This window comes from Ruegeria sp. HKCCA5491, from assembly GCF_013034565.1.
Classification (GTDB): Bacteria; Pseudomonadota; Alphaproteobacteria; order Rhodobacterales; family Rhodobacteraceae; genus Ruegeria.
Genome location: NZ_WQGG01000001.1, coordinates 241,838 through 266,519, shown reverse-complemented (window position 1 = coordinate 266,519; position 24,682 = coordinate 241,838). Strand labels below are relative to the sequence as shown.

The following is a 24,682-nucleotide window of genomic DNA, read 5'->3' as shown; positions in this document are numbered from 1 at the left end:
ATGTTTCCCAAACCTATCGAAAAGCAATCTCGCGCGGCGCAGATTTCGTATCAGGCCATGTTGCCGCTTGCCCTTCTGTTGTGGCTGGGGCCGTTGTTGGCTGTTGCTCTGTTCTCGGTCAAACCGGCTGCGGACTTTACCAATGCGAACTACTGGGGCCTGCCGTCCAGCTTCGAGGGCGCCTTCAACTATGGGCAAGTCTTCTTCAACTCGGACATGCCGCGGTATCTGCTGAACTCGTTCCTGATCACAATCCCAACGGTGATCGGGGCTGTCGCTCTTAGTTGCATGACCGGGTTTGCGCTGGGGATCTACAAGTTCAGATCGAACCTATGGATTTTCTTCATGTTCGTGGCGGGTAATTTCGTACCGTTCCAAATTCTGATGGTTCCGGTGCGCGACCTGACACTGCAACTGGGTCTGTACAACACCAAAACCGGACTTGTCCTGTTTCACATCGCGTTCCAAACGGGCTTTTGCACACTGTTCATGCGTAACTTTATCCGCGCTCTTCCGTTCGAGTTGATCGAAGCGGCCCGGGTCGAGGGTATCAGCGAATGGCGCATCTTCTGGTACGTCGTCCTGCCGCTGATGAAACCGGCGATTGCCGCACTCAGCGTGCTTATCTTTACCTTCATCTGGAACGATTACTTCTGGGCCGTCGTCCTGACCCAAGGCGCTGAAAGCCAGCCGGTCACTGCAGGTATCACCAGTTTCAACGCGCAATTCCGGGCCGCCTATCAGCTCATGAGTGCGGGCTCGATCGTGGCAGCGCTGCCGCCGGTCGCCATGTTCTTTCTCATGCAGAAGCATTTCATCGCGGGGCTGACCCTCGGTGCCGTAAAATAACGCCAAACCAAAGGTTTGCAAAATGACCAAGATTGCTTTCGTTGGAGCAGGCTCCACGATTTTCATGCAGAACATCGTGGGTGATGCGCTGCTTACCCCGTCCCTGTCGGGCAGCCACTTTGCGCTGATGGACATAGACCCAGAAAGGTTGGCTGAAAGCGAAGCCGTAGCCAAAGCCATGATCCGGTCGGTCGGGACAGGCGCAACGGTCACCACGCACACAGACCGACGGGCGGCGCTTGACGGCGCAGATTTTGTGATCACCGCGTTTCAGGTGGGCGGTTACAACCCCTGTACGGTTACTGATTTCGAAATCCCAAAACAATACGGCCTGCGCCAAACCATCGCCGACACACTGGGCGTTGGCGGCATAATGCGTGGTCTGCGGACCGTTCCTGTTCTCTGGGGCGTCGCGCAAGACATGATGCAGCTTTGCCCCAACGCAACGTTGCTGCAATACGTCAACCCCATGGCCATCAACACCTGGGCGCTGGCCGAGCAATTCCCAGCATTAAAGCACGTGGGTCTGTGCCATTCGGTCCAGAACACAATCGAGGAACTGGCGCATGATCTGGACCTGCCCAAACAGGAAATCCGGTACAAGGTCGCGGGTGTAAATCACGTCGCGTTCTTCCTGCGGCTTGAACACGAAGGGCGCGACCTCTACCCGGCGCTTCGTCAGGGCTATGCCGGCGGGCAGATTCCTAAAGCTCCGTTGTTGATGCCTCGGTGTCCGAACAAGGTGCGATACGAAGTGATGGATCACTTGGGCTATTTCTGCACCGAAAGCTCGGAGCATCTGGCCGAGTATGTCCCTTGGTTCATTAAAGAGGGGCGGCATGACCTGATTGACCAGTTCGGGATTCCATTGGACGAGTATCCGACACGTTGCGAGGAACAAGTCGCCAATTGGAAGGAACAGGCCAAAACGCTTACCGATGGCCGCAACATCGAAGTAAAGCGTAGCCATGAGTTTGCCGCCGATCTGATGAACGCGATTGTCACGGACACACCCTATGTGGCTTATGGCAACCTGCCCAACACTGGACAGATTCCGCAATTGCCGTTTGGCGCGGCCGTTGAAACACCCTGTCTTGTAGACAGCAATGGTGTTCAGCCTGCCGTTGTGACGGATATACCGCCGCAACTGATTGCCCTGATGCGCACTCAGATAAACGTACAGGAACTGACCGTACGGGCTTTGGTCGAACAAAATCCAGAGTTCATTTACCACGCTGCAATGATGGATCCGCACACAGCTGCCGAATTGGATTTGCGCCAGATCCGCAATCTGGTCAGCGATCTTCTGACAGCACATGCCGATTGGCTGCCTGATTGGTGCCAACCCGCCAAAGCCGCTTGAAAGGGCAAAGTTCATGACCAAGAAACGCCGCTCGGAACATTGGTACGGAAAGCTGGACAAGGACGGCTTCATTCACCGCTCGTGGATGAAGAACCAAGGTTTCCCTGATCACGCATTTGATGGCCGCCCGGTCATTGGCATTTGTAACACATGGTCCGAATTGACCCCATGCAACTCGGGCCTGCGTGATCTGGCCGAGGGCGTCAAACGTGGCGTGTGGGAGGCCGGAGGCTTTCCCGTCGAATTCCCGGTCATGTCGCTGGGCGAGACACAGATGAAGCCGACCGCGATGCTGTTTCGCAACCTTCTAGCCATGGATGTCGAGGAATCCATTCGGGCCTATGGTATCGACGGTGTCGTCCTGCTGGGCGGCTGCGACAAGACAACGCCGGGGCAGTTGATGGGTGCGGCCTCGGTCGATCTGCCGTCCATCGTGGTCAGCTCTGGCCCGATGCTGAACGGCAAGTATCGGGGGCAGGATATCGGTTCGGGCACGGATGTCTGGAAGTTCTCAGAAGCCGTGCGCGCCGGAGAGATGACCCTGCAGGATTTCATGAACGCTGAATCCGGCATGTCGCGCAGCGCGGGTGTCTGCATGACGATGGGCACGGCCTCAACCATGGCTTCATTGGTCGAGGCGATGGGTATGAGCCTGCCTACCAACGCCGCCCTTCCCGCCGTTGACGCTCGGCGCATGGCGCTGGCGCATCTGACCGGCAAACGGATTGTCGAGATGGTGGACGAAGACCTGAAACCATCTGACATCCTGACAAAGGAAGCATTTGAAAATGCCATCCTGACCAACGCGGCGGTCGGCGGATCGACCAATGCGGTCGTGCACCTTCTGGCCCTGGCCGGTCGGGTCGGAGTGGACCTGACGCTGAAGGATTTTGAGATCGGGTCAGACATTCCCCTGTTGGTGAACTGCATGCCCTCGGGCCAATACTTGATGGAAGACTTCTGCTATGCAGGCGGTGTTCCGGTAGTTTTGAACGAATTGAAACCCTTCCTACGACCCGCGAAAACCGTGCTGAACAAGGATATCTCGGCCCATTACGAAGGGGCTGAATGTTTTAACCGCGATGTGATCCGCGGCTTTGATGATCCCGTGAAACCTGCAGCGGGTCTGCGCGTACTGCGTGGCAATCTGGCGCCCAACGGGGCGATCGTGAAACCCTCGGCCGCAACAGATGAATTGCTTGAGACCGAGGCTGAAGCCTATGTATTTGAAAGCATCGAAGATCTGAAAGCCAATATTGACCGCGAAGACCTGCCCGTCACACCCGACACCATTCTAGTCCTCAAGGGGTGCGGACCCAAGGGGTATCCGGGGATGCCCGAGGTGGGCAACATGCCGATCCCGGCCAAACTGGTGAAAGACGGCGTGCGCGACATGATCCGTATCTCGGACGCGCGCATGTCCGGAACGGCTTTCGGCACCGTCATTCTGCATGTAAGCCCCGAAGCACAGGCGGGTGGCACGCTGGCGCTGGTCAAAACTGGCGACCGCATCCGTGTATCCGCCAGCAAGGGCGAGCTGGAACTTTTGGTTGACCAAACCGAGCTGGACGCACGCCGCGCAGCATGGCAACCGGACGAACCGCACTACTCCCGTGGATACGCGAAACTTTACATTGATCACGTCTTGCAGGCCGATCAGGGCGCGGACCTTGATTTCCTAGTCGGCAAAGACACCCGCCTAGTTACCAGAGAGAGCCATTGATGGATCAACCAGCCACATTTCACGACCTGAACGAGGCCACAGTCTACATCACCGGTGGCGGATCGGGTGTTGGCGCGTCGCTGACCGACGGGTTTATGGCGCAGGGCGCAAACGTTGCCTTTATCGGCCGGTCTGACGCCAGCGAATTTGTCGAACAGATGCGCAACAAACATGGCCGAGCCCCCTTGTTCATGCAGGGCGACATGACGGATACCGGGTTGCTGCACGCGACGATGAACAAGGCGGCCGAGGAATACGGCCCAATCAACGTGTTGGTGAACAACGCCGCGAACGACAAGCGCCACTCTCTCGAAGAAACCACACCCGAATTCTGGGACTGGATGATCGAGGTGAACCTGAAAGCATATTACTTTGCCTGTCAGGAAGCCGCTCGGCAGATGCAGGGCACCGGCGGGTCGATCATCAATTTCAGTTCGATCAGCTACATGATGGGCAACGCCGGTTATCCAATTTACACAACCTCAAACGCCGGGATTACCGGGATGACCCGGTCGCTGGCGCGTGAGCTTGGGCCGCAGAATATCCGGGTAAACGCCCTGGCGCCCGGCTGGGTGCTGACGCAAAAGCAGTTGGATATGTGGGCAACGCCCGAGGATCTGGCCGCGCATTTGGACCGGCAATGCCTCAAGGAGCACCTGACGCCAGAAGACATGATCGAACCAACCTTGTTTCTGGCCTCGCGGGCCAGCCGGGCGATGACGGGACAATGCATGGTTGTCGACGGTGGCGTGGTGGTGACGGGGTAATGCAATGAGCGCTGAATGGATCGCGGCAGACTGGGGAACCTCTCATCTACGAGTTTGGGCAATGCAGGGTGAAAAGATTCTGGATCAAGCCGAATCCGACAAAGGCATGGGTCGTCTGAGTAAAACCGAATTTCAGTCGGCACTGTTGGACCTGATCGAAGACTGGCTGGGCGGCACGACAACCGACGTTGTCGCGTGCGGTATGGTCGGGGCAAGGCAAGGCTGGGTCGAGGCCCCCTATTCCACTGTTCCTGTTGCCCCTCTTCCGTCGGCCCCAATCCGCGTGCCCAACACGGATCCACGAATTCGGACGTTTGTTGTGCCGGGGTTGAAACAAAACGCTCCGCCAGATGTCATGCGCGGCGAAGAAACCCAGATCGCCGGATTTTTAGCTGGCCGCCAAAACTGGGACGGCGTCCTATGCCTGCCGGGGACGCATACCAAGTGGGTGCAGATCAGTGCCGATGAGGTCGTCAGTTTCCGGACGTTCATGACCGGTGAATTGTTTGAGCTTTTGCGCGGACAATCGGTTCTAAGACATTCGGTCAGCGAAGGCTGGGACGACGTCGCCTTTGCCGAAGCGGTCGCGGACACCTTGTCGAAACCGGAACAGCTTGCAGCACGGTTGTTTGGTTTGCGGGCCGCTGATTTATTGCGCGGTGAAGATCCTGGTGTCGCGCGGGCACATCTTTCCGGGTTTCTGATTGGCGCGGAACTTGCGGCGACACGCCCTTACTGGTTGGGTCAGCAAATCGCAATCATTGGCGCCGAAGGTATCGCAAATGTCTATGCAAGCGCCCTCAAGCAACAAGGCGCTCTTGTTGAGACTGTTAACGCAACCCAATCCACATTGGCGGGTCTGTTTCAAGCCCGCATGCTGACGAGGCAAACTGTATGAGCCGCCCTATCATTGCCATCCTTCGTGGACTGCAACCCACCGAAGCAGCCGAAATCGGACATGCCCTGATCGAAGCAGGCATTGACCGGATCGAAGTTCCGCTGAATTCACCCGACCCGTTAGACAGTATCTCAATTCTGGTTGAGAAGTTTGGCGATCAGGCATTGATCGGAGCGGGAACCGTTCTGACACCCCAGCAAGTAAACGATGCGGCCCGCGTTGGCGGAAAGCTTGTCGTATCGCCAAACTGCGACCCCGAAGTCATCCATCGCACGGTTGAACTGGGCATGCAGAGCTGGCCCGGAGTTTATTCTCCAACCGAAGCCTTCACCGCGCTCAAGGCGGGGGCGACGGGGTTGAAACTGTTTCCCGGTGTAATGGCGGGGCCCTCTGGCCTGGCGGCATTGCGTCCGGTCCTGCCTGCGGGATCGCTGATCTTTGCTGTGGGCGGTGCCGGCCCTGAGAACTTTGCCGAATGGATAAAGGCCGGTTCTGACGGTTTCGGCATAGGCTCTGCGCTGTTCAAGCCGGGTCTGTCGGTGCAAGAGGTCGCCGACCGAGCGCAGCGGATCGTATCAGCTTATGACACGGCCGCCGGATGAGCCCGGTCTTTGACAATCGCCCCTGCGAATTGGGCGAAGGACCGTTATGGCACCCCGAAAGGCATCAGCTTTTCTGGTTCGACATCATCAACAAACGCATGATGTCGCAAGTAGACGGCGAACAACTTAGCTGGGAATTTCCGGAACATGTTTCGGCCGCGGGATGGGTGGATGAGAACACCTTACTGATTGCGTCCGAAACCGGGCTGTGGCGTTTCGATCTGTCAAGTAACACGAAAGACCTTGTCATGCCGTTGGAGGCTGACAACCCTGTCACGCGATCAAACGATGGCCGCGCCGACCCTTGGGGCGGGTTCTGGATTGGCACGATGGGTAAAAGCGCCGAGCACGGTGCAGGCGCGATCTATCGCTATTGGCAAGGTGAATTGCGACAGCTTGTTCCCAATATCACGATCTCGAATGCCATTTGTTTCGCACCGGACCGGTCCTGCGCGTACTACACCAACACAGTGACCAAACAAGTTATGCGTTGGGCACTAAACACCGAAACCGGATGGCCCGAGGGCAAAAGCACGGTTTTCCTCGATCTGCGGGTGGACGGTTTGAACCCCGATGGCGCAGTTGTGGATACGGAAGGGAATATCTGGATCGCGCAATGGGGCGCACACCGGGTGGCGGCGTATGACGCTGATGGGCAGTTCCTCAAAGCGGTGACCTTTCCCGCTGCACATGTCTCATGCCCGGCATTTGGCGGCGCAGAGCTGACTACACTCTATTGCACAACCGCGCGGGAGGGTTTGGATCAAACCACCCTCTCACAACACCCCTCGAACGGAATGACCTTTGCCGCTTTTGATGCCGGCAAAGGGCAACCAGAACACAGAGTCATCCTATGAAGCCAGAACTTGGCGTTTGTTACTATCCCGAGCATTGGCCCGAGGAAATGTGGGCAGACGACGCCCGACAGATGATCGAAACCGGACTGAGCTGGGTTCGGATCGGTGAGTTTGCCTGGAGCCGACTGGAACCGACCGCAGGTGACCTGCAATTTGACTGGTTGGACCGGGCTGTTGAAACACTCGGGTCGGCCGGGCTTAAGATCGTGATGGGAACACCAACTGCGACGCCACCAAGATGGATGCAGGAAAAACACCCCAACATGCTGGCGATTGACGCGCAAGGGCAGCCGAGAAAATTCGGATCGCGCCGACATTATTGTTTCAGTCACAAAGGCTATGTCGCGGAATGCGCACGTATTGCCCAGATCATGGGCGAGCGTTACGGGGCCAATCCCCATGTCGCCGCTTGGCAGATCGACAATGAATACGGCTGCCACGACACGACACTCAGCTACAGCGACCCTGCCCTGCGCGCCTTTCAAAGCTGGCTTGAGGACCAATACGGCACCATTGATGCGTTGAACTCTGCCTGGGGTAATGTGTTCTGGTCGATGGAATACGATGGGTTCGATCAGATCGACCTGCCAAATCAGACCGTGACAGAACCAAACCCAGCGCATGTTCTGGCCTTTCGTCGGTTCAGTTCTGATCAGGTGGTAGAATTTAACAAGGCGCAAGTCGACGCTCTGCGCCCTCTGACAAACGCGCCCCTATTGCACAACTACATGGGGCGCACACTGGAGTTTGATCACTTCAAAGTCGGGGCAGATCTAGATATCGCCACATGGGACAGCTATCCCATCGGGTTCCTGTCAGACAGGCTTGAGGCTGATGAGGCGCACAAAACCGCCTTTCTGCAGCAGGGTGATCCCGACATGCAGGCGTTTCATCACGACCTTTATCGCGCGGTCGGGCGCGAGCGCTGGTGGGTCATGGAACAGCAACCGGGGCCGGTGAACTGGGCTCCGTACAATCCGGCTCCCCTGCCGGGGATGGTGCGGCTTTGGTCGCTTGAAGCGGTGGCTCATGGCGCCGAAGTGGTCAGTTATTTTCGGTGGCGGCAGGCTCCGTTTGCCCAAGAACAGATGCACGCAGGGTTGTTGACGTCGAACAACAAACCTGCACCGGGCTTGTCCGAAGCGCGGCAAACTTGGGGTGTGTTGTCCCAACTAGGCGACGTCCAACACAGCAAGGCCGATGTTGCTATCCTTTTCGACTATGCGTCTGACTGGGCGTGGGCAACCCAACCACAAGGCGCTGGATTCGATTACTTCCGCCTGGTGTTTTCGGCCTACCGCGCCCTGCGGCGGGCCGGGCTTTCCGTCGATTTCCTATCCGCGGACAACGTCCCCGAGAACACTTACAAAGTGATCCTTGCGCCGGGTCTGGCCAGTGTGGACAACGACCTTGAGATGCGCCTGAGCAAGGGATGTGCTCTGGCTGTCCTCGGCCCGCGCACGGGGGCAATCACGCCGGATTTCCAAATCCCCAGTACGGGGCGCCCTGGCTTGTCGGGTTTGGCCTGTGAGGTTGATCTGGTTGAGACCCTGCCCCCATCAGTAACACGCAAAGTCGAGGGTGTTGGTGCCGCCCAGCACTGGGTTGACCGCTTGTCTGGATCAGCGCCCGATCTGCTGACCTTTGAGGACGGCACTTCTGCCCTGAAAGGCGAAAACGGGTTTTGGTATCTGGCGGGCTTCCCCGATGAGGCGCTGTGGGATCGCGTGATCAAAATGGCCTCGCAACAGGTGGGATTGGCGCTGCACCCAATGCCCGGCGGCCTTCGTCGGCGAGACACCAAGGGCCATACATTCCTGATCAACTACAACGCAGTACCGGTGGAATGGAACGGTACAAAGATCAACGCGTGCGACGTGGCCATATTGGCAAAACATACGCCCGAAGAGGGGTAATCTCTTCGGGCGCAGGCGGCCTTTGTCAGGCTTTTCAGTTATTCAGATTTCAGGCTGTTTGGGTCGAATACGCCCCCGAAACCACCGTTGTTTGCCGGTGGCGTTTCGGTATCCTGGCTTTCTTCTTCGCCGCTGCCCAACGTGTTCGGTGCGAACACATTGCCAAAGCCGCTGTTGTTTGAAGGTTTCGGCGCAGATTGCCCCGCATCGCCTTGTTCGGCCTCTTCAGCTTCGCGCTTCTTGCGCTGTTCCTCGCGCTGCTTGCGCAGCTCTTGGATACGCTGTTCGGCTTCCAAACGTTTTTCCTCTTTGACATTGGCAATGCACTGGGCCGGGTTGTACGCGGTTGCGGTGCCGACCACGGTAATCGTGGCGACGGCAAACACGACCAGAAGCACGGCGGCCATGTTGCCTGCAAAGAAGCTGGGCAGTTTGATTTTCCCCGCCAGTTCCTCGACCGTGGCATTCTTGCGCGCGGCTGCAACCAGTTCCTGACGCTTCAACTTGGCCTCGTTCAAAAGGGCAAAGAACACGGTCAGCGCCACGATGATAAAGGCCAGGGCCGAGATCGACGGCGTGATGCCATAGCGTACCTTCTGCGCCAGTTCGATCGTCAGTGTCGGGTATTCGCCAAAGGTAAAGGTGGTCGTATTGTAGTTCTCGAACGATGCAAGGAATGCCAGCACAGCCGCCGATGCGATCGCGGGCCGCATGAACGGCAGCAGGATCTTGCGAAACGCCTGTGCATGGGTCGCACCAAGGTCCAGAGCGGCCTCGGTTAACGCCATGTCATAGCGTTGTAATCGCGCCACCAGAACCAGCATGCAGTAGCTTGCGATAAAGGTGGACTGACCGATCACTGTCAGGAAAACCCCGTTTGACAAAACGCTATCTGCGCCCAGCCCCAGCATCCGATTGATCCGGTCCCAGAATACAAGCGTCGAGATACCCAGAACCACGCCCGGTATCAGGATCGGGGCAATGATGATCGTGTAGTAGGTCGCACGCAGCTTGGGCCATATCTGAGTCAGCATCAGCGCACCCGCCAGCCCCATCGCCACCGACAGAACGACCGTTCCTGCACCGATGATCAGCGAGTTCTTGATCCCGTTCAGGATACGCTGGTCCTGAAACAGATCCCCGAACCACTGAAAGGTCAGACACTCCCACGGAGTCATCCGCGGGAAAGCCGAGGAATTGAACGCGGTAACCGACATGATCACAAGCGGACCAAGCAGGTAGAGGAAGAAAAGGGCCAGGTAGACCCAGATGCTTACGCGAAGGAAAGAGAGGTTCATTTCCCGATATCCCCCATGTTCACCTTGAACAGACGCATGACCGCCAGAACGAACAAGATACAGGTCACAAGCAGAACGATCGCGTAGGCGGCACCTTGCGGCCAGTCATTGTTGTCATTGAACTGCTGATAGATCAGTTGCGTGAACCACAGGCTGGACGGGCCGCCCAGAATCTGCGGCGCTGCAAGGGCACCGGCGGATAGCATGAAGACCATCGTGCAGCCCGAACTGATACCCGGCTTGGCGTAGGGAATAACCACGCGCCAGTGAATCCTCCACCAAGGCGCGCCCAGATCGCGCGCCGCCTCGATCTGGTTGTGATCAAGGCTTTCGATCACGTTGTAGATCGGGAAGATCATCAACAGGATGTAGGCATATCCGAGACCCGCATAGAGCGCGATGTCATTGCGGATAAAATCAAAGGGAGTATCCCAGATCCCCAGCCCCATGAACAAGGTGTTCAGAACTCCGGTCTCACCAAAGATGATCCGCAATGCGAAGGCGCGCAGGATTTCGTTGATCCAGTAAGGGATGATCAGCATAATCGCGAAAATGCGGATGTGGCTGCCTTTGGATTGCCCCAGATAGTATGCGATCGGATAGCAGATAATCAGGTTGAATATAGTCACGCAAACCGCCGCGAGCAGCGTTCTGAAGAACACCCTGAGATCGACCGAGTTGTAGTCCTGAGAACCCCCTTCGGGGCCGTAAATCAGGTATTTATAGTTTTCGAGCGTATAGACGTCCTTTGGTCCGCCAATTTCCGGCGGTGGCAGGTTCGGGCGGAACGAAAAGTCGAGCATCGACAATTGAGGCAGGATAATCAGGCCGATGGTCCAGAACAGGACCAGCCCCAATATCGCCAGCCCCATCCCGGTGCCGTTGCGATTGAAAAACTCCTTGAGGAACTTGGGCATGTGTCCGACCCTCTATTCCGCAGCCAGTTCACCCGCCGGGACAAGAACCGCGTTGTGGGTTTCGTATTCCAGCGTGATGTTCTGTCCGGTGTGGTCTTGGAAGGACTGTCCGTGGTTCGGGATCGACACTTTGATCTCTTTGCCGCCTTCACCTTCAGTGAAGATGTTGAACACGTTGCCCTCGAACTCTTCGTGATTGACCCGCGCCGTCACGAAATGGTTGCCAGATGCACCTTCGGCCGCAATGGCAAAAGCCTCGGGGCGAATGAACATCATCGCCTCATCGCCTTCTTTCATCTTGCCTTGATTGGCGGAGGATATCCGCGCCACCAGATCTCCAGAACGGTTAGTGGCGATCAGGGCCTCGGCCCCCATGATCTGTTTGATCTTTCCTCGGAACACATTGTTTTCACCGACAAACGAAGCTGCAAATGCCGTGTTAGGATCGTTGTAAATCGTCTTACCGTCAGCGATCTGGTCAATCACTCCAGCCCGCATGACAGCAATGTTGTCCGACATGGTCAGAGCTTCGCCCTGATCGTGAGTAATATAGATAAACGTGATACCGACCCGTTGCTGAATCTCTCGCAGTTCCGTCCGCATGTGTTGACGCAGTTTGAGATCAAGCGCCGAAAGGGGTTCGTCCAACAACAAAACATCAGGTTCGGCGCACAACGCGCGCGCAATCGCCACACGCTGACGTTGTCCACCTGACAATTCGCTGGGTAGCTTGTCGCCCTGACCGGGCAGAGCGATCATGTCTAGCAACTCGTCCGCACGCTTGCGGCGTTGAGCAGCGCTAGCGCCTTTTATCTCCATCGAAAATGTTATGTTCTCCCAGACCTTCATCAAGGGAAACAGCGCAAGGTTCTGAAAGATCAGTGCGGTTGGGCGTTTGTTCGGCCCGATGCCCTGCATGTCGTTGCCACCGATCAGGACCTTGCCTTCGCTTGGGTCCAGAAAGCCCGACACGGCGCGCAAAATCGTCGTTTTGCCACAACCAGACGGCCCGAGGAACGAAAAGAAATCGCCACCGTTGATATTCACATTGGCATCCCTAACGGCGACGAAGTCACCGAAGCGGATCCAAAGGTTCTCAAGATCTACACCGACCCCAGCACTCATTTTTGGTATCTCCGTCTGGTGCGTTTGCTATGCGCACCCAATTAGCGTCCGCTGCACCTTGACTGTGCGCGGTTTGATTACCCTTCGCCAGGTGGCGAAGGGTATGGGTTCATCGCGATCAGGCGCTTTTGAACTTGTTGACGAACTCGGTCCGGGTTTCCGCGTACCATGGGGCCTCGGCCGGCCATGGGTTCAGATTGGCCAAGGAGTCGCCCGGATATGCTTCCGCAAAGTTCTTCTTGTAGGTGTCGCCGGAATACTGATCGGCACCCAGAACAGGCGAGTTATAGCCATGGCTGTCAATCGCGACACCGGCCGGTTTTGCCTGGTACGCAAAGTCGATAAAGGCGTAAACCTGTTCGATATTGGTCGCACCGGTCGGCATTGCCATCCCGTCAACCCAAGCCATCGCACCTTCGACCGGAGCCTGATAGTGCACCGGCTCACCCGCCGATTTCAGCGCCAGCGGTGGACCATCCCAAGTTTGACCAACCACAACGCCTTCGTTCAGCAGACCATTTTTCTGGGTATCCGCGTCATTCCAGATCAATTTGATCCGGTTCTTACGCTCAACACACCAGTCGGTGATCTGACCCCAGACTTTACGCATGGTGTCTTCGTCACCATAGGCCGCCCAGACAGAACCCGGCTCCATCTCGCCAGCGCGCTCCATATACAGACCCGCACCCAACATCATGGAGTGTGCGCGGCCCATGGTCTTGCCGGCGTTTTCTTCGGACCAGACGTCGCCATAGGACGGCGCGTCCCCTTCGGGCAGCCACAGATCGGTGCGATATGCGATCCCTTCGGTGCCCCAGATATGCGGCAACCAATGAACGCCGCTGTCCGCAAAGTTCCAGGCATCCGTGCCTATCGCAGCCATCGCCGGGTTTACCAGATCAATCGGCACCTTGTTCATGTCAAAGGGCTGCAACAGCTCCAGTGGCTCCCACTGCAGGGACCGGTTGTTGGTGGGCGAGACAATGTCAAAGCCCTGACCTTTGGTCGCCTTCATCTTGTTGATGATTTCTTCGTTCGACCCGATACCGGTATAGTTCACCTTGATCCCGGTCAGAGTTTCAAACTCTTCCAGGAAACTGGGCGGCAGGTAGTCAGACCACATCAGAATGTTGATCTCACCCGATGAGGCAAGCGCGCTTTTGCTGTAAAGAGGTGCCGCCAGCGCCGCCGCGCCCGCACCTTTCAGTACCGTCCGACGGGACAGGTTTTGGTGTTTAGTCATCGTCATATCTCCCGTTGTAGATCCGTTTTTTTGTTTTTGTGGATACAGGCTAGACCTTTGCGATCCGGCTGTCAGTCCAAAAGTGACAGTTCCCAGTTTTCATAAGTCCAGTTTGAAAACGATGTGCCTCTCACATGTGGTGTATCGCAATGAAACAAAGGGGCTGATGCAGATTAACTAAAATAGCGTGATGCGCCCCCAAAATGGGCGCACCGCGTGTTTGCCACTTATTTTGGCGACGACGGTTCTGGTGACTGCTTGAACGGGATTGAACCGCGCTCCGTTCGCAGGTGCGATTCTATAACAGGTAAAGATATCAGGGCTTTTTCCGCATGGTTGTACCATTGTGGAAAAGATGCACCTTGTCAGGATCGGCTGAAAGGGCGACGATCTGCCCCCGCATGTTGCGCTGAATGCCTTGCAATTTTGCAATTACGGACTCGGCCCCTGTACGGTTTTCGAAATACAGCAAAGTGACCTCTCCCAAGGCTTCGGTGAAATCCACCACCCCCTGAAAGGCGGCATCCGTGTCGCTTGGAACAAAATCCTCGGGCCGGATACCAACATTCACATGTTTGCCCTGATCCCCGGCTTCGGTCGCAATACTGCTGGTGATGGTTCCCCCAGCCTCCAACTCGACAACAGTTGTTTCGCCCGTTTGTGCAATAACCCCCGGCAGCAGGTTCATCGAGGGCGAACCAATAAACTGTGCGACAAATTCGTTGTCCGGGGTCTCATACAGTTCCAACGGAGTGCCGACCTGAGCAATACCCTTGTTGGCCAAAACCACGATCCGGCTGGCAAGCGTCATCGCTTCGACCTGATCATGCGTCACATAGATCATCGTACTGTCGGGCATCGCCTCTTTCAGACGCGCAATTTCGATCCGCGTCGCCACGCGTAAGGCCGCATCAAGGTTGGAAAGCGGTTCGTCAAACAAATAAACCTTGGGGTCACGCACAATGGCCCGGCCGATGGCGACCCGCTGACGCTGCCCACCCGACAGCGCCTTGGGCAAACGATCCAAAAACGGTTCAAGCTGAAGAATTCGCGCGGCGCGCTCGACGGCGGCATTGACTTCGTCGGCTGGCAGTTTCGCGATCTTGAGGGCAAAGGCCATATTCTCGCGCACGGTCATATGGGGATAGAGGGCATAGCTTTGGAACACCATCGCAATACCACGTTGTGCCGGCGGCACATCGTTCATGACCTGACCTTCGATCTCGAGCGTTCCGCCCGAGATTTTCTCCAGCCCCGCAATCATGCGCAACAAGGTGGACTTGCCGCATCCAGACGGTCCTACGAAAACAATCAACTCGCCGCGCTCGATGTCGAGATTAATATCCTTCAGGACATCAACAGCGCCATAGGTCTTTGCGACATCCGTGAGATTGAGTTCTGACATGACCTACCCCTTTTCCCGAGCCATCAGACAGAATTGAGCAGCGCCGAGAGTCAGATTTCCCGACCCGCCGACGCCGCCCAACTCCTCCCCGATAACGCGCCATTGGCCTTCGGGCGTGACGACCTCTGCGGAGTCTGCGCCCAGATTGAAGGCACAGAACACCTGTTCCGCTTGGTCTTCACGCACGAAAGTAAGAACCGAGCCGGACTGGACCATCTGAACTTGCGCCCCCGACATCAAAGCCGAATGCGCGTGGCGCAGCGCAATCGCCATACGGTAGTGGTGCAACATTGACTTGGGGTCCTGCTCCAACCGGTCCACGGCGCGCTCGGCTTGCGACGAGCTGACCGGAAGCCAGGGGCGCCCTTTGCTGAACCCAGAGTGTTCTTCCTGCGCAGCCCAGACCATCGGCGTACGGCACCCGTCGCGGCCTTTGAATTCGGGCCAGAATTCGATGCCATAGGGATCTTGCAGATCATCAAATGCCACATCCGCCTCGGGCAGGCCCAGTTCCTCACCCTGATACAGGCAGGCCGAGCCCCGCAGGCACATCATGAGAACCGCGTGTTGCCGGATGGCCGCGTCGCTTAGCCCCCAGCGCGAGGCGTGCCGCTGCACGTCGTGATTCGAAAAGGCCCAACAGGGCCATGCATCGCCGGCCTTGTCCTGTAACTGGTCAAAGACCTGTTTGGCGTATGACGCGGTCAGGGCGCGCTTTTCCAGAAACTCGAAGGCATAGCACATGTGCATCCGCTTATCGCCGGTGGTGTATTCGCCCATGATCTCAAGCCCGCGCTGCGCGTCACCAACCTCGCCCAGACAGGCGCGGCCGTCATATTCATCAGTCAGCGCGCGCAGCCGTTCGAGGAAGGTGATATTCTCGGGCTGGCTCTTGGAGAAAAGGTGATCCTGATGGTTATACGGATTAACCATCGGCGCGATCGAGGCGTTGCGCTGATCCATCGGCAGACCGGGATTGTCGCGCAACTGCTGGTCGTGAAAGTAGAAATTGATCGTGTCCAGCCGGAACCCATCGACCCCCAAATCCAGCCAGAACCGGGCCACGTCCAGCAAGGCGTCCTGTACGTCCGGGCAATGGAAGTTCAAATCCGGCTGTGAGGTCAGGAAGTTATGCAGGTAGTACTGCAACCGTCGCGAATCCCATTGCCAAGCCGAGCCACCAAAGATCGACAGCCAGTTATTTGGGGGCGTTCCGTCCGGCTTCGGGTCAGCCCAAACATACCAGTCGGACTTAGCGTTCTCGCGGCTTGCGCGGCTTTCGCTAAACCATGGATGCTGATCCGAGGTATGTGACAACACAAGGTCGATCATCACTTTCAAACCTTGACCATGCGCGTGATCCAACAGGTCTTTGAAATCCTCCATCGTGCCGAACATTGGATCGACATCGCGGTAATCACTGACATCGTACCCGAAGTCCTTCATCGGAGATTTGAAGAACGGTGAAATCCAGATTGCGTCGACGCCAAGCGAGGCGATGTACCCCAGCCGTTGCGTGATCCCCTTGAGGTCGCCAATACCGTCGCCATTGCTGTCCTGAAAGCTGCGGGGATAGATTTGGTAAATCACGCCGCCGCGCCACCAGTCGGCCGGTGTTTGGGTTGCTTTTGTTGTATCTACAGTGTTCTGCACGTTCATCAGTCGCCTCTATTTGACGGATCCGGCCAGCAGGCCCCGGACCAGATATTTTTGCATTGCAAAGAAAACGATCAGCGGCACGGCAATCGACACAAACGCCGCCGTGGCCAGAATTTCCCAGTTGCCACCCCGCGTGCCCAACAACTCGACGATCTGGTTGGTCATGACGGTGGTCTGACCCGACGCGTCGATCAAAAAGACCTTGGCGACCAGCAGGTCGTTCCATGTCCACAGGAATTGGAAGATCGCGAAAGAGGCCAGCGCCGGGAAACTGAGCGGCAGGATCAGTTTGGTGAAGATCTGGAACTCGGTCGCGCCATCGACCCGCGCGTTCTCGATCAGATCACGTGGAAGACCAGCCATGTAGTTCCGTAGCAGATAAATCGCCAAGGGCATCCCGAACCCGGTATGGGCCATCCAGACGCCCAGATATCCTTTGCCGATGCCAATATTCAGATGGAACTTAAGCAGCGGGATCAGTGCCAGTTGCAGCGGAACAACCAACAAACCAACGACCGCTGCGATCAGCAGGGCGCGGCCCGGGAAGTCCATCCACGCCAGCGCATAGGCCGCAAAGGCCGCCACCAAAATGGGAATGATCGTCGCCGGGATGGTCACAGTCAATGTGTTGAAAAAGGCCCGCCCCATGCTGTCAGAGGAATCTTCAGCCAACAAAACCTTGTGATAATTGGCCAGCGTGAACTCGGGCGGCAATTCTGCGGTCACGAATACACGGGCGCCCCGGGTGCCGGTAAATTCTTCCGAATTCTCCATCCTGTAGTTACCTTGCGCATCCACAGTGATCGTACCGCCCCGACGTAGTTCCGCCGTATCGCCCGGAACAAACGCATCCACGGCCCGGGAGCTGACCCCCCATTGAGAGATCGTAGCCGACGTCCCCGCGTCGAACAGGTTGCCTTCGATCACGTAAATCCCGTTTTCCAGAACTTGTGTGTCCGGCGCGGCGGACCGCAGAGTCAGGTTCTGTTCGGACGGGAAAAGGGATTTCCACCAGCCGCTGGTCGCAATCTGGTCTGCCGTTCGAAAGGATGAAATCAACAGTCCCAGTGTCGGGACCACCCATAGCACCACCAGAAACAGGACCGAGGCATGCACGACCCAGCGTAGCGCCGGTTTGGTTCCTGCAATATCGCTCATCGCCTCACTCCATCTCTTTGCGCGCGTTGCGCACGTTCCAGATCAGGATCGGTGTTACCAGCAGCATAATCACCATCGCCGAGGCTGACCCTACGCCCCAGTCGTTGGCGCGGAACAGTTTGTCATACATGTAGTTGGCCAGAACCTGTGTCTCCCACTGGCCGTTGGTCATGGCAAAGACGATGTCAAAGACCTTTAGCACCGTGATAGTGATCGTGGTCCAGACCACCAGAATGGTGGTTTTAATCTGCGGCACCTTGATCTTGAAAAAAATCTGGAACGGGTTGGCTCCGTCCAGAATGGCAGCCTCGATCGTTTCTTCAGGAATGCCTCGAAGGGCAGCGGACAGGATCACCATGGCAAAGCCGGTCTGAATCCAGATCAGCACCACCATCAGAAAGAAACTGTTCCAGAGCGGAATAGTCAGCCAGGTCTGCGGCTCGGTCCCACCAAAGAAGATGTAAAGCGCATTCAGCATCCCGATCTGGTCCTGCTCGGCCGGACGGGTGTCGTAGACCAATTTCCAGATCACCGAGGCCCCGACGAAAGAGATCGCCATCGGCATGAAAATCAGAGATTTGGCGACGTTACCCCAACGGATGCGGTCCGTCAGTTGCGCCACCAGCAGTCCAAACGCGGTCGACATGGCGGGCACGATGATCAGCCAGAACATGTTGTTGCGCATGGCTTCCCAGAATTTGGGTTCGTTGGCCATCTGGATGTAGTTTTCCAACCCAACCCATTCATAACCGCCGCCGGGGACACGATCGGTCAGCGAAAGACGCAGGGTTTCCACCACCGGATAGGCCAGATACAGGCCCAACGCCGCCAACGCCGGAAACAAGAACAGCCAAGGCCGGATCATGTTCGCGCGATTGATATTGCGCCCTGCATTCGGACCGCGTGCCGGGAACAGCACTTTGTCCAGAAACTGGTTCGAAAGGTAGAAATAGCCCACACACCCTGACACGCCGATGGCGATGGTCAGCAGGCCCTGTAATGCCGGATGCATGCCGCGTCTCCCTTGCGACGGTGGCAGGCAACCCGAACTGGCGGGTTGCCCGATCAGGAACGCTTAGTCCAGCGCGTCCCAGGAGGACTGGATTTCGTTGGCAACCTCTTCCGCCGAGGCCCCACCAGCATAGTCGACCATGCCGGTCCAGAACGTCCCTGCGCCAACACCGCCCGGCATCAGGTCAGAGCCGTCAAACCGGAAGGTAGTCGCACCAAGAAGAATGTCGTTCATCTTCTTCAGCGTCGGGTCCGAGAACAGCGAGGTATCAACGCCCTTATGCGGTGTCAGGAACCCGGTCAGTTGCATCCAGGTCTCATGAGCCTCGGGGGTTTGCAGATACTCGATCAACGCATGCGCGCCGGGGCTGTCATTGGTGATCGCCCACAGGGTACCCGCGCCCAGAACCGGGCTGCCGAGGTCCTTGCCTTCATAAGCCGGGAAATAGAAGAAATCTGCGTCTTCACCTACAACAGTTCCTTCCGGAAAAAACGCTGGAATGAACGAGGCCTGACGGTGCATGTAGCATTGCGGAGGTGAGCTGAACATTCCCTTGGGACTATCGCGGAAGTCCGTCGTAGCCACAGCCCCTGAGCCGCCGGCAACATAGTCGTCATTGCGGGCAAACGCGCCGAACTCCTCGATCGCAGCGATGACCTTGGGATCGTTGAACTTCATCTCATTGGCGACCCAGGCGTCATAATCAGCCGGCGATTGTGTGCGCAGCATCATATCCTCAACCCAGTCGGTTGCGGGCCACCCGGTTGCACCACCAGAACCCAGACCGATACACCAAGGTGTCTCACCATCAGCCACGATCTGATCCGTCAGCGCCTTGAGTTCTTCCATCGTGGTCGGTACTTCGTAACCCGCATCTTCGAAATTCTCAGGCACGTACCAAACCAGGGACTTTACATCGACCTTGTAGAAAAAGCCGTACAGATTGTCCGCGCCGTCCGGTCCGCCATATGTGCCCAAGTCAACCCAAGACTGCCCCGCGGCATAGTTGTCGCGAATCCAATCTCCCGTTCCATCGGCAAGCGGCGTCAGAAAGCCGGACTTAGCCATATCTGCCGCCAGGCCCGGCTGCGGGAATACGGCGACATTCGGTGCTGAACCCGCCTCGGCATCAATTCGGATTTGTTGTTCAAAACTGTCTGACCCGACATAGGCGTATTCATGCCCGGTTGCTGCAGCAAAGCCGTCCAGAACCTTTTCGACATTTTCCTGATCCGGCCCCAACCACGGACCGAACACGGTAACCTTGTCCGCCTGTGCAGCGCCTGACATCAGGGCGAACGTGGCCGCACCTGCGTAAAGCGAGTGTTTCATGAAATCTCCTCCCGTATCATCTCTCGCCTTGGAATCGTATTTTCAAAGCGCTTTGGATGACGAACCTTATCCGCTAACATTCAAGCTCTGTCAATGTTTGGTTTGCCGTTTACCCAAGTTATTAATATTTGTAGGCATATGTTTGAATCTTATTGACGCAAAGGTTAATTCCCCACAATACAGATAGCAGTCCCAATTTGAAGGCGCTTTGAATCGAATATGAACCTAAAGCAGCTCTCAGAAATTCTTGGCTTGTCCCAAACAACTGTCAGCCGTGCGCTGAACGGCTATCCCGAGGTGAACGAGGATACGCGCCTACGTGTGCAGGCCGCTGCCACGAAACATGGTTACCGGCCAAACAGCCGCGCAAAAGGGTTGGCCACAGGTCGGTCCATGGTCATTGGGCACGTGATTCCCAGTTCCTCGCAGCATGAAATGGTCAACCCTATTTTCGGCGATTTCGTTGCAGGTGCTGCGCGAAAATATGCGGAGCATGGCTATGACATGATGTTCACGAATGCAGACGATACGTCGATCGAACGGGCGTATCGCGACCTGTTTCAACGCGGCGCCGTTGATGGAGTTGTCCTGCAGGGTCCGAAGGTTAACGAACCTCGGATCGGCGTACTTTCCCGCATGGGGGTTCCTTTCATCGTTCATGGTCGTGCGACCGGAGTTGATGGGCCCTACGATTGGATCGACGTGAACAACAAAAGTTCATTCCAAAGGGCCACCAAATTTCTGATCGACCTAGGGCACCGGCGCATCGCACTGATCAACGGGTTGGAAGATATGGACTTTGCCCAGCGTCGCCGCGCCGGATATCTGGAGGCTTTGCATGAGGCTGGGATAACGCCTGACCCGTCCTTGATGCGCAGCGCCGAGATGACCGAGGTCTACGGCCACCACGAAGCGCGCGCCATGATACAGATGGATAATCCGCCCACAGCCATTCTGATCTCATCCATGATTTCGGCGATTGGCGTAAGGCGCGCGCTGAACGAGGCTGGGCTGAAGATGGGACGCGATGTATCCGTCATCGCCCATGACGACGATCTATCTTACCTGAAAAACGGGCAGGACGTGCCGATCTTTACCGCAACTCGCTCATCTGTCCGGCAAGCTGGCGAAATAGCAGCCGAAATGTTGATCGAGCGAATAAAGTCGCCAGAGGGCCCGGTTCAAGCTAGATTGCTGGAGGCCGAACTGGTAGTTGGCGGCTCGACCGGCCCCGCTCCTGACAGGTTCTGAACATGAAATATGCCCGCACTGATTTCCCCAAAGATTTCCTCTTTGGCGTTGCAACCTCTGCCTATCAGATCGAAGGTCACGGACAAGGCGGCGCTGGCCAAACACATTGGGACACGTTCGCCGCGACACCCGGTAACGTGGTGCGCAATGAAAACGGTGACCGCGCCTGTGATCATTTGAACCGCTTTGACGAAGACTTTGAGCTTGTGCGCGACGCAGGATTTGACTGCTATCGGTTCTCAACAAGCTGGGCGCGCGTTCTGCCCGAAGGGCGCGGACCTATTAACCAGGAAGGGCTGGACTACTACGACCGCCTTGCCGATGCGTTATTGGAACGTGGAATACGCCCCTGCGCGACGCTTTATCACTGGGAGCTTCCCTCGCCGTTGGCCGATCTGGGTGGCTGGCGCAATCGGGACATAGCCAACTGGTTTGCCGATTTTACCGAGATTATCATGGGCCGCATCGGTGACCGCATGTTCAGTGTCGCGCCGATCAACGAACCTTGGTGCGTAAGCTGGCTCAGCCACTTTGACGGCCACCACGCCCCCGGTCTGCGCGACATCCGTGCCACGGCGCGCGCGATGCATCACGTCCTACTTGCACATGGACGGGCTATCGAGGCGATGCGCGGTCTGGGCATGTCCAACTTGGGTGCAGTGTTCAATCTGGAGTGGGCAGAACCTGCGGATGACAGCCCCGAGGCACGCCGCGCCGCTGACCTGTACGACGGTATCTACAACCGCTTCTTCCTGAGTGGCGTATTCAACAAAACATACCCCCAGGTCGTTCTGGACGGACTGGAACCTCATCTGCCAAGCGATTGGCAAAACGACTTCGACACGATTGGCACCCCGGTCGACTGGTGTGGCTTAAATTACTACACCCGCAAGCTGATCGCGCCCGCAGATATTGCTTGGCCCAGCCTAAAAGAAGTCCCCGGCCCCTTACCAAAAACCCAGATGGGTTGGGAAATCGAACCCAGCGCCTTAACACGTTTCCTGACCCGTACAATGCGCGACCATACCGGTGATCTTCCTATCTATGTAACGGAAAACGGCATGGCCAGCCCGGAACGACAGCAGGATGATGACCGGATCGACTATTTGAACCAGCACCTTGCGGCCGTGCATGACGCGGTGGACCAAGGCGTGCCGGTCAAAGGGTATTTTATCTGGTCCTTGCTGGATAATTACGAATGGGCCTTGGGGTATGAAAAACGCTTTGGTCTTGTGGACGTCGATTTCGAGACGATGGAGCGTCGGCCCAAAGCGTCTTACAATGCAGTGAAAACTGCACTGTCCGGCAGCACAGTTTCGCTGCCTTTGGCGCAACCTGCGGGATGTATGCACGACCACTGGAACTTGGTTGCCGATATCGGCGGCACCAATACGCGATTGGGTGTGGTCTCAAACGGTAAACTCACCGACCTGCGTAAATACCCCACGGGGTCACTTCCGCAATTGCTCGAAGCGTTTCACAGTTTGCGGGATGAAATCGGAACCGATCCGCGCGCCGTCGTCGCGGCCGGTGCGGGACCAGTGCAGAACGGTATGATCCGGCTTACAAACGCGCAGCTAGATCTGTCCGAGGCTGACATCGCGCGCGCGACGGGCGCGCAGCACACATTTGTCATCAACGACTTCACCGCCGCCGCATGGTCGGTTGCCGAAATCACCGGCGATAACGTCGAAGTTCTGCAAGGCGCCGAAACGCCACCGATGGGAACACGGTTGGTTGTCGGACCGGGAACCGGGCTGGGCGTCGGCTCTCTGCTCTATTCCGACGGTCGGTTTCACACCGCGTCTGGTGAAGGCGGCCACGTTGGATTGTCGCCCCGTCACGAGGACGAGGTCGAAATTTTCCGCGCCGCGCGCCAAGTTGCTCCGGACTGTTTTTTTGACGACACCCTGACGCTTGAAGCCGAAATGTTCCTAAGCGGCACGGGACTGCCGATCCTGTATCAGGCAATTCAATTGGCGACAGGACAGGCGACTGCCGAAACGCGCAGCGCCAAGGACATTCTGGATGACGCCCGCGGTGCCTCGGACCCGCTCGCGGTCAGGGCAGCGCAGATGTTCACCTCGCATCTAGGTGCCGTAATGGGCGACTTGGCCGTGGTCATGATGCCTACGGGCGGTGTTTTCCTCGTCGGCGGGGTGGCAGAAAAGAACCGCTGGCTTTTCGCCGACGCTTTCAAGGATGCCTTCAACGCTGGTGGGCGTTTCAGCGAATTGCGGCGGTCAATGAACCTGTACGTTTCAGAACAGGACGAATTTGGCATTGTTGGCGCTAACAACTTCTGTAAAAGTGCACTTGCGCGATAAACTGACCGCCTGACCCAATGATACAGAAAGGACCCGGCATGATCCTGTGCTGCGGTGAAGCCCTGATCGACATGATCGCCTCGCCCACCGTTACGGGCGAACAGGGATTTGTGCCCCATTCCGGAGGCGCGATTTTCAACACGGCGATTGCGCTTGGTCGACTTGGCGTTCCATCCGGAATGCTGACGGGCCTTTCCTCAGACATGTTTGGGCAGCAACTCGGCAGGTCTTTAAAGGCCAGCCATGTGGACACCAGCCATGTCATTGAAACCGACCGCCCGACAACTTTGGCGTTTGTGCAGCTAAAGGACGGGCACGCTACCTACAGTTTTCTGGACGAAAACTCGGCAGGTCGCATGTTGACGCCCGAGGACATGCCCAACCAGTTGCCAGCGGTATCGGCTTTGTATTTCGGCGGTATCAGCCTTGCCTGCGAACCCTGTGCCGACGCCTATGCATCCTTGTTGGATCAACACGGCTCGGAAAAGGCCGTTATGCTGGATCCAAACATCCGTCCCGGTTTTATCAATGATCAAACCCGTTATCGCACCCGGCTCAACGCGATGATCGCTCAGGCCGATATCGTAAAGGTTTCCGATGAAGATCTGGATTGGATCATTCCCGGGCCAGAAAGCCTGACTGACAAAGTTTCGCTGTTGCTGAAAGAAGGCCCCGCCATTGTCATCGTCACCAAAGGCAGCGAGGGGGCATCCGGATATCTGCCGGATGGCAGGTCAACCTCGGTGCCTGTCAAAAGGGTCGTAGTTGTGGACACCGTCGGCGCCGGAGACACGTTCAACGCTGGCGTATTGGCCGAGTTGGAACGTGCAGGCCACCTGAACAAACAAGGGCTTCGTTCCCTCAACCCAGACCAACTGAAAGATGCTCTTGCCAAGGGTGCACAAGTCGCTGCCGTGACGGTTTCTCGCGCAGGGGCAAACCCACCTTGGGCAAACGAACTCTGACCCCGAAAGGGACAC

General features: G+C 56.9%; 20 protein-coding genes and 1 pseudogene. 12 read left to right on the top strand and 9 right to left on the bottom strand.

The window, feature by feature from the left end; genetic code table 11:
* From GOV88_RS01270 to GOV88_RS01235, 8 genes are read left to right on the top strand one after another with little or no spacing between them, the layout of a single operon-like run.
* Complete coding sequence (locus GOV88_RS01270) at positions 1-849, top strand: carbohydrate ABC transporter permease (protein WP_171123295.1); 849 nt, start codon at positions 1-3, stop codon at positions 847-849.
* 22 nt (positions 850-871) lie between these two features.
* Positions 872-2,212: an alpha-glucosidase/alpha-galactosidase gene (locus GOV88_RS01265; protein ID WP_171239294.1), complete on the top strand. Its 1,341-nt coding sequence runs from the start codon at positions 872-874 to the stop codon at positions 2,210-2,212.
* Positions 2,213-2,225: 13 nt separating this feature from the next.
* A complete protein-coding gene (locus tag GOV88_RS01260) occupies positions 2,226-3,935 on the top strand; it encodes an IlvD/Edd family dehydratase (protein WP_171239293.1) in 1,710 nt (569 codons plus the stop codon).
* Positions 3,935-4,702, top strand: a complete 768-nt coding sequence (locus GOV88_RS01255; RefSeq protein WP_171239292.1) for an SDR family NAD(P)-dependent oxidoreductase — start codon at positions 3,935-3,937, stop codon at positions 4,700-4,702. Before GOV88_RS01260 ends, GOV88_RS01255 begins: the two co-directional genes overlap by 1 nt.
* A gap of 4 nt (positions 4,703-4,706) precedes the next feature.
* Positions 4,707-5,600 (top strand): 2-dehydro-3-deoxygalactonokinase, encoded by an 894-nt coding sequence (locus tag GOV88_RS01250; protein ID WP_171239291.1) that lies wholly within the window; start codon positions 4,707-4,709, stop codon positions 5,598-5,600.
* Positions 5,597-6,202, top strand: a complete 606-nt coding sequence (locus tag GOV88_RS01245) for a 2-dehydro-3-deoxy-6-phosphogalactonate aldolase (protein ID WP_171125103.1) — start codon at positions 5,597-5,599, stop codon at positions 6,200-6,202. The genes GOV88_RS01250 and GOV88_RS01245 overlap by 4 nt, the downstream gene beginning before the upstream one ends.
* Positions 6,199-7,059, top strand: coding sequence for an SMP-30/gluconolactonase/LRE family protein (locus tag GOV88_RS01240; RefSeq protein WP_171239290.1), 861 nt, complete (start codon positions 6,199-6,201; stop codon positions 7,057-7,059). The genes GOV88_RS01245 and GOV88_RS01240 overlap by 4 nt, the downstream gene beginning before the upstream one ends.
* Complete coding sequence (locus tag GOV88_RS01235) at positions 7,056-8,975, top strand: beta-galactosidase (protein ID WP_171239289.1); 1,920 nt, start codon at positions 7,056-7,058, stop codon at positions 8,973-8,975. Before GOV88_RS01240 ends, GOV88_RS01235 begins: the two co-directional genes overlap by 4 nt.
* 38 nt (positions 8,976-9,013) lie before the next feature.
* On the opposite strand, the gene GOV88_RS01230 is transcribed toward GOV88_RS01235, so the two are convergent.
* From GOV88_RS01230 to GOV88_RS01190, 9 genes are all read right to left on the bottom strand, one after another.
* The gene (locus GOV88_RS01230) at positions 9,014-10,273 is read right to left on the bottom strand and encodes an ABC transporter permease (protein ID WP_171123311.1); all 1,260 of its coding nucleotides are present in this window, start codon (positions 10,271-10,273) and stop codon (positions 9,014-9,016) included.
* The gene (locus GOV88_RS01225; RefSeq protein ID WP_171125111.1) at positions 10,270-11,190 is read right to left on the bottom strand and encodes an ABC transporter permease; all 921 of its coding nucleotides are present in this window, start codon (positions 11,188-11,190) and stop codon (positions 10,270-10,272) included. Before GOV88_RS01225 ends, GOV88_RS01230 begins: the two co-directional genes overlap by 4 nt.
* Before the next feature lie 12 nt (positions 11,191-11,202).
* Positions 11,203-12,315, bottom strand: a complete 1,113-nt coding sequence (locus tag GOV88_RS01220; RefSeq protein WP_171125113.1) for an ABC transporter ATP-binding protein — start codon at positions 12,313-12,315, stop codon at positions 11,203-11,205.
* 118 nt (positions 12,316-12,433) lie between these two features.
* A complete protein-coding gene (locus tag GOV88_RS01215; RefSeq protein WP_171123318.1) occupies positions 12,434-13,558 on the bottom strand; it encodes an extracellular solute-binding protein in 1,125 nt (374 codons plus the stop codon).
* 316 nt (positions 13,559-13,874) lie between these two features.
* Positions 13,875-14,963 carry an ABC transporter ATP-binding protein gene (locus tag GOV88_RS01210; protein ID WP_171239288.1) on the bottom strand — a complete coding sequence of 363 codons (1,089 nt, stop codon included), beginning with the start codon at positions 14,961-14,963 and terminating at the stop codon, positions 13,875-13,877.
* Between the two features lie 3 nt (positions 14,964-14,966).
* Positions 14,967-16,622, bottom strand: coding sequence for an alpha-glucosidase (locus GOV88_RS01205; RefSeq protein ID WP_171239287.1), 1,656 nt, complete (start codon positions 16,620-16,622; stop codon positions 14,967-14,969).
* Between the two features lie 9 nt (positions 16,623-16,631).
* Entirely contained in the window at positions 16,632-17,780 is a 1,149-nt protein-coding gene (locus GOV88_RS01200; protein WP_171125119.1) for a carbohydrate ABC transporter permease, read from the bottom strand.
* Positions 17,781-17,784: 4 nt separating this feature from the next.
* Entirely contained in the window at positions 17,785-18,792 is a 1,008-nt protein-coding gene (locus GOV88_RS01195; protein WP_171123326.1) for a carbohydrate ABC transporter permease, read from the bottom strand.
* 63 nt (positions 18,793-18,855) lie between these two features.
* Positions 18,856-20,124: an ABC transporter substrate-binding protein gene (locus GOV88_RS01190; protein WP_171125121.1), complete on the bottom strand. Its 1,269-nt coding sequence runs from the start codon at positions 20,122-20,124 to the stop codon at positions 18,856-18,858.
* 219 nt (positions 20,125-20,343) lie between these two features.
* On the opposite strand from GOV88_RS01190, the gene GOV88_RS01185 reads away from it, so the two are divergent.
* The 4 genes and pseudogenes from GOV88_RS01185 to GOV88_RS01175 all read left to right on the top strand — a co-directional run bounded on the left by GOV88_RS01185 (position 20,344) and on the right by GOV88_RS01175 (position 24,667).
* Positions 20,344-21,375 (top strand): LacI family DNA-binding transcriptional regulator, encoded by a 1,032-nt coding sequence (locus GOV88_RS01185; RefSeq protein WP_171239286.1) that lies wholly within the window; start codon positions 20,344-20,346, stop codon positions 21,373-21,375.
* 2 nt (positions 21,376-21,377) lie between these two features.
* Positions 21,378-22,679 (top strand): annotated as a pseudogene (locus tag GOV88_RS20420) (GH1 family beta-glucosidase); the annotation flags it as partial.
* A 42-nt stretch (positions 22,680-22,721) separates the two neighbouring features.
* A complete protein-coding gene (locus GOV88_RS20415) occupies positions 22,722-23,702 on the top strand; it encodes an ROK family protein (RefSeq protein ID WP_254428840.1) in 981 nt (326 codons plus the stop codon).
* A gap of 38 nt (positions 23,703-23,740) precedes the next feature.
* Positions 23,741-24,667 (top strand): carbohydrate kinase, encoded by a 927-nt coding sequence (locus GOV88_RS01175; RefSeq protein ID WP_171239567.1) that lies wholly within the window; start codon positions 23,741-23,743, stop codon positions 24,665-24,667.
* The last annotated feature ends 15 nt before the right edge of the window (positions 24,668-24,682 follow it).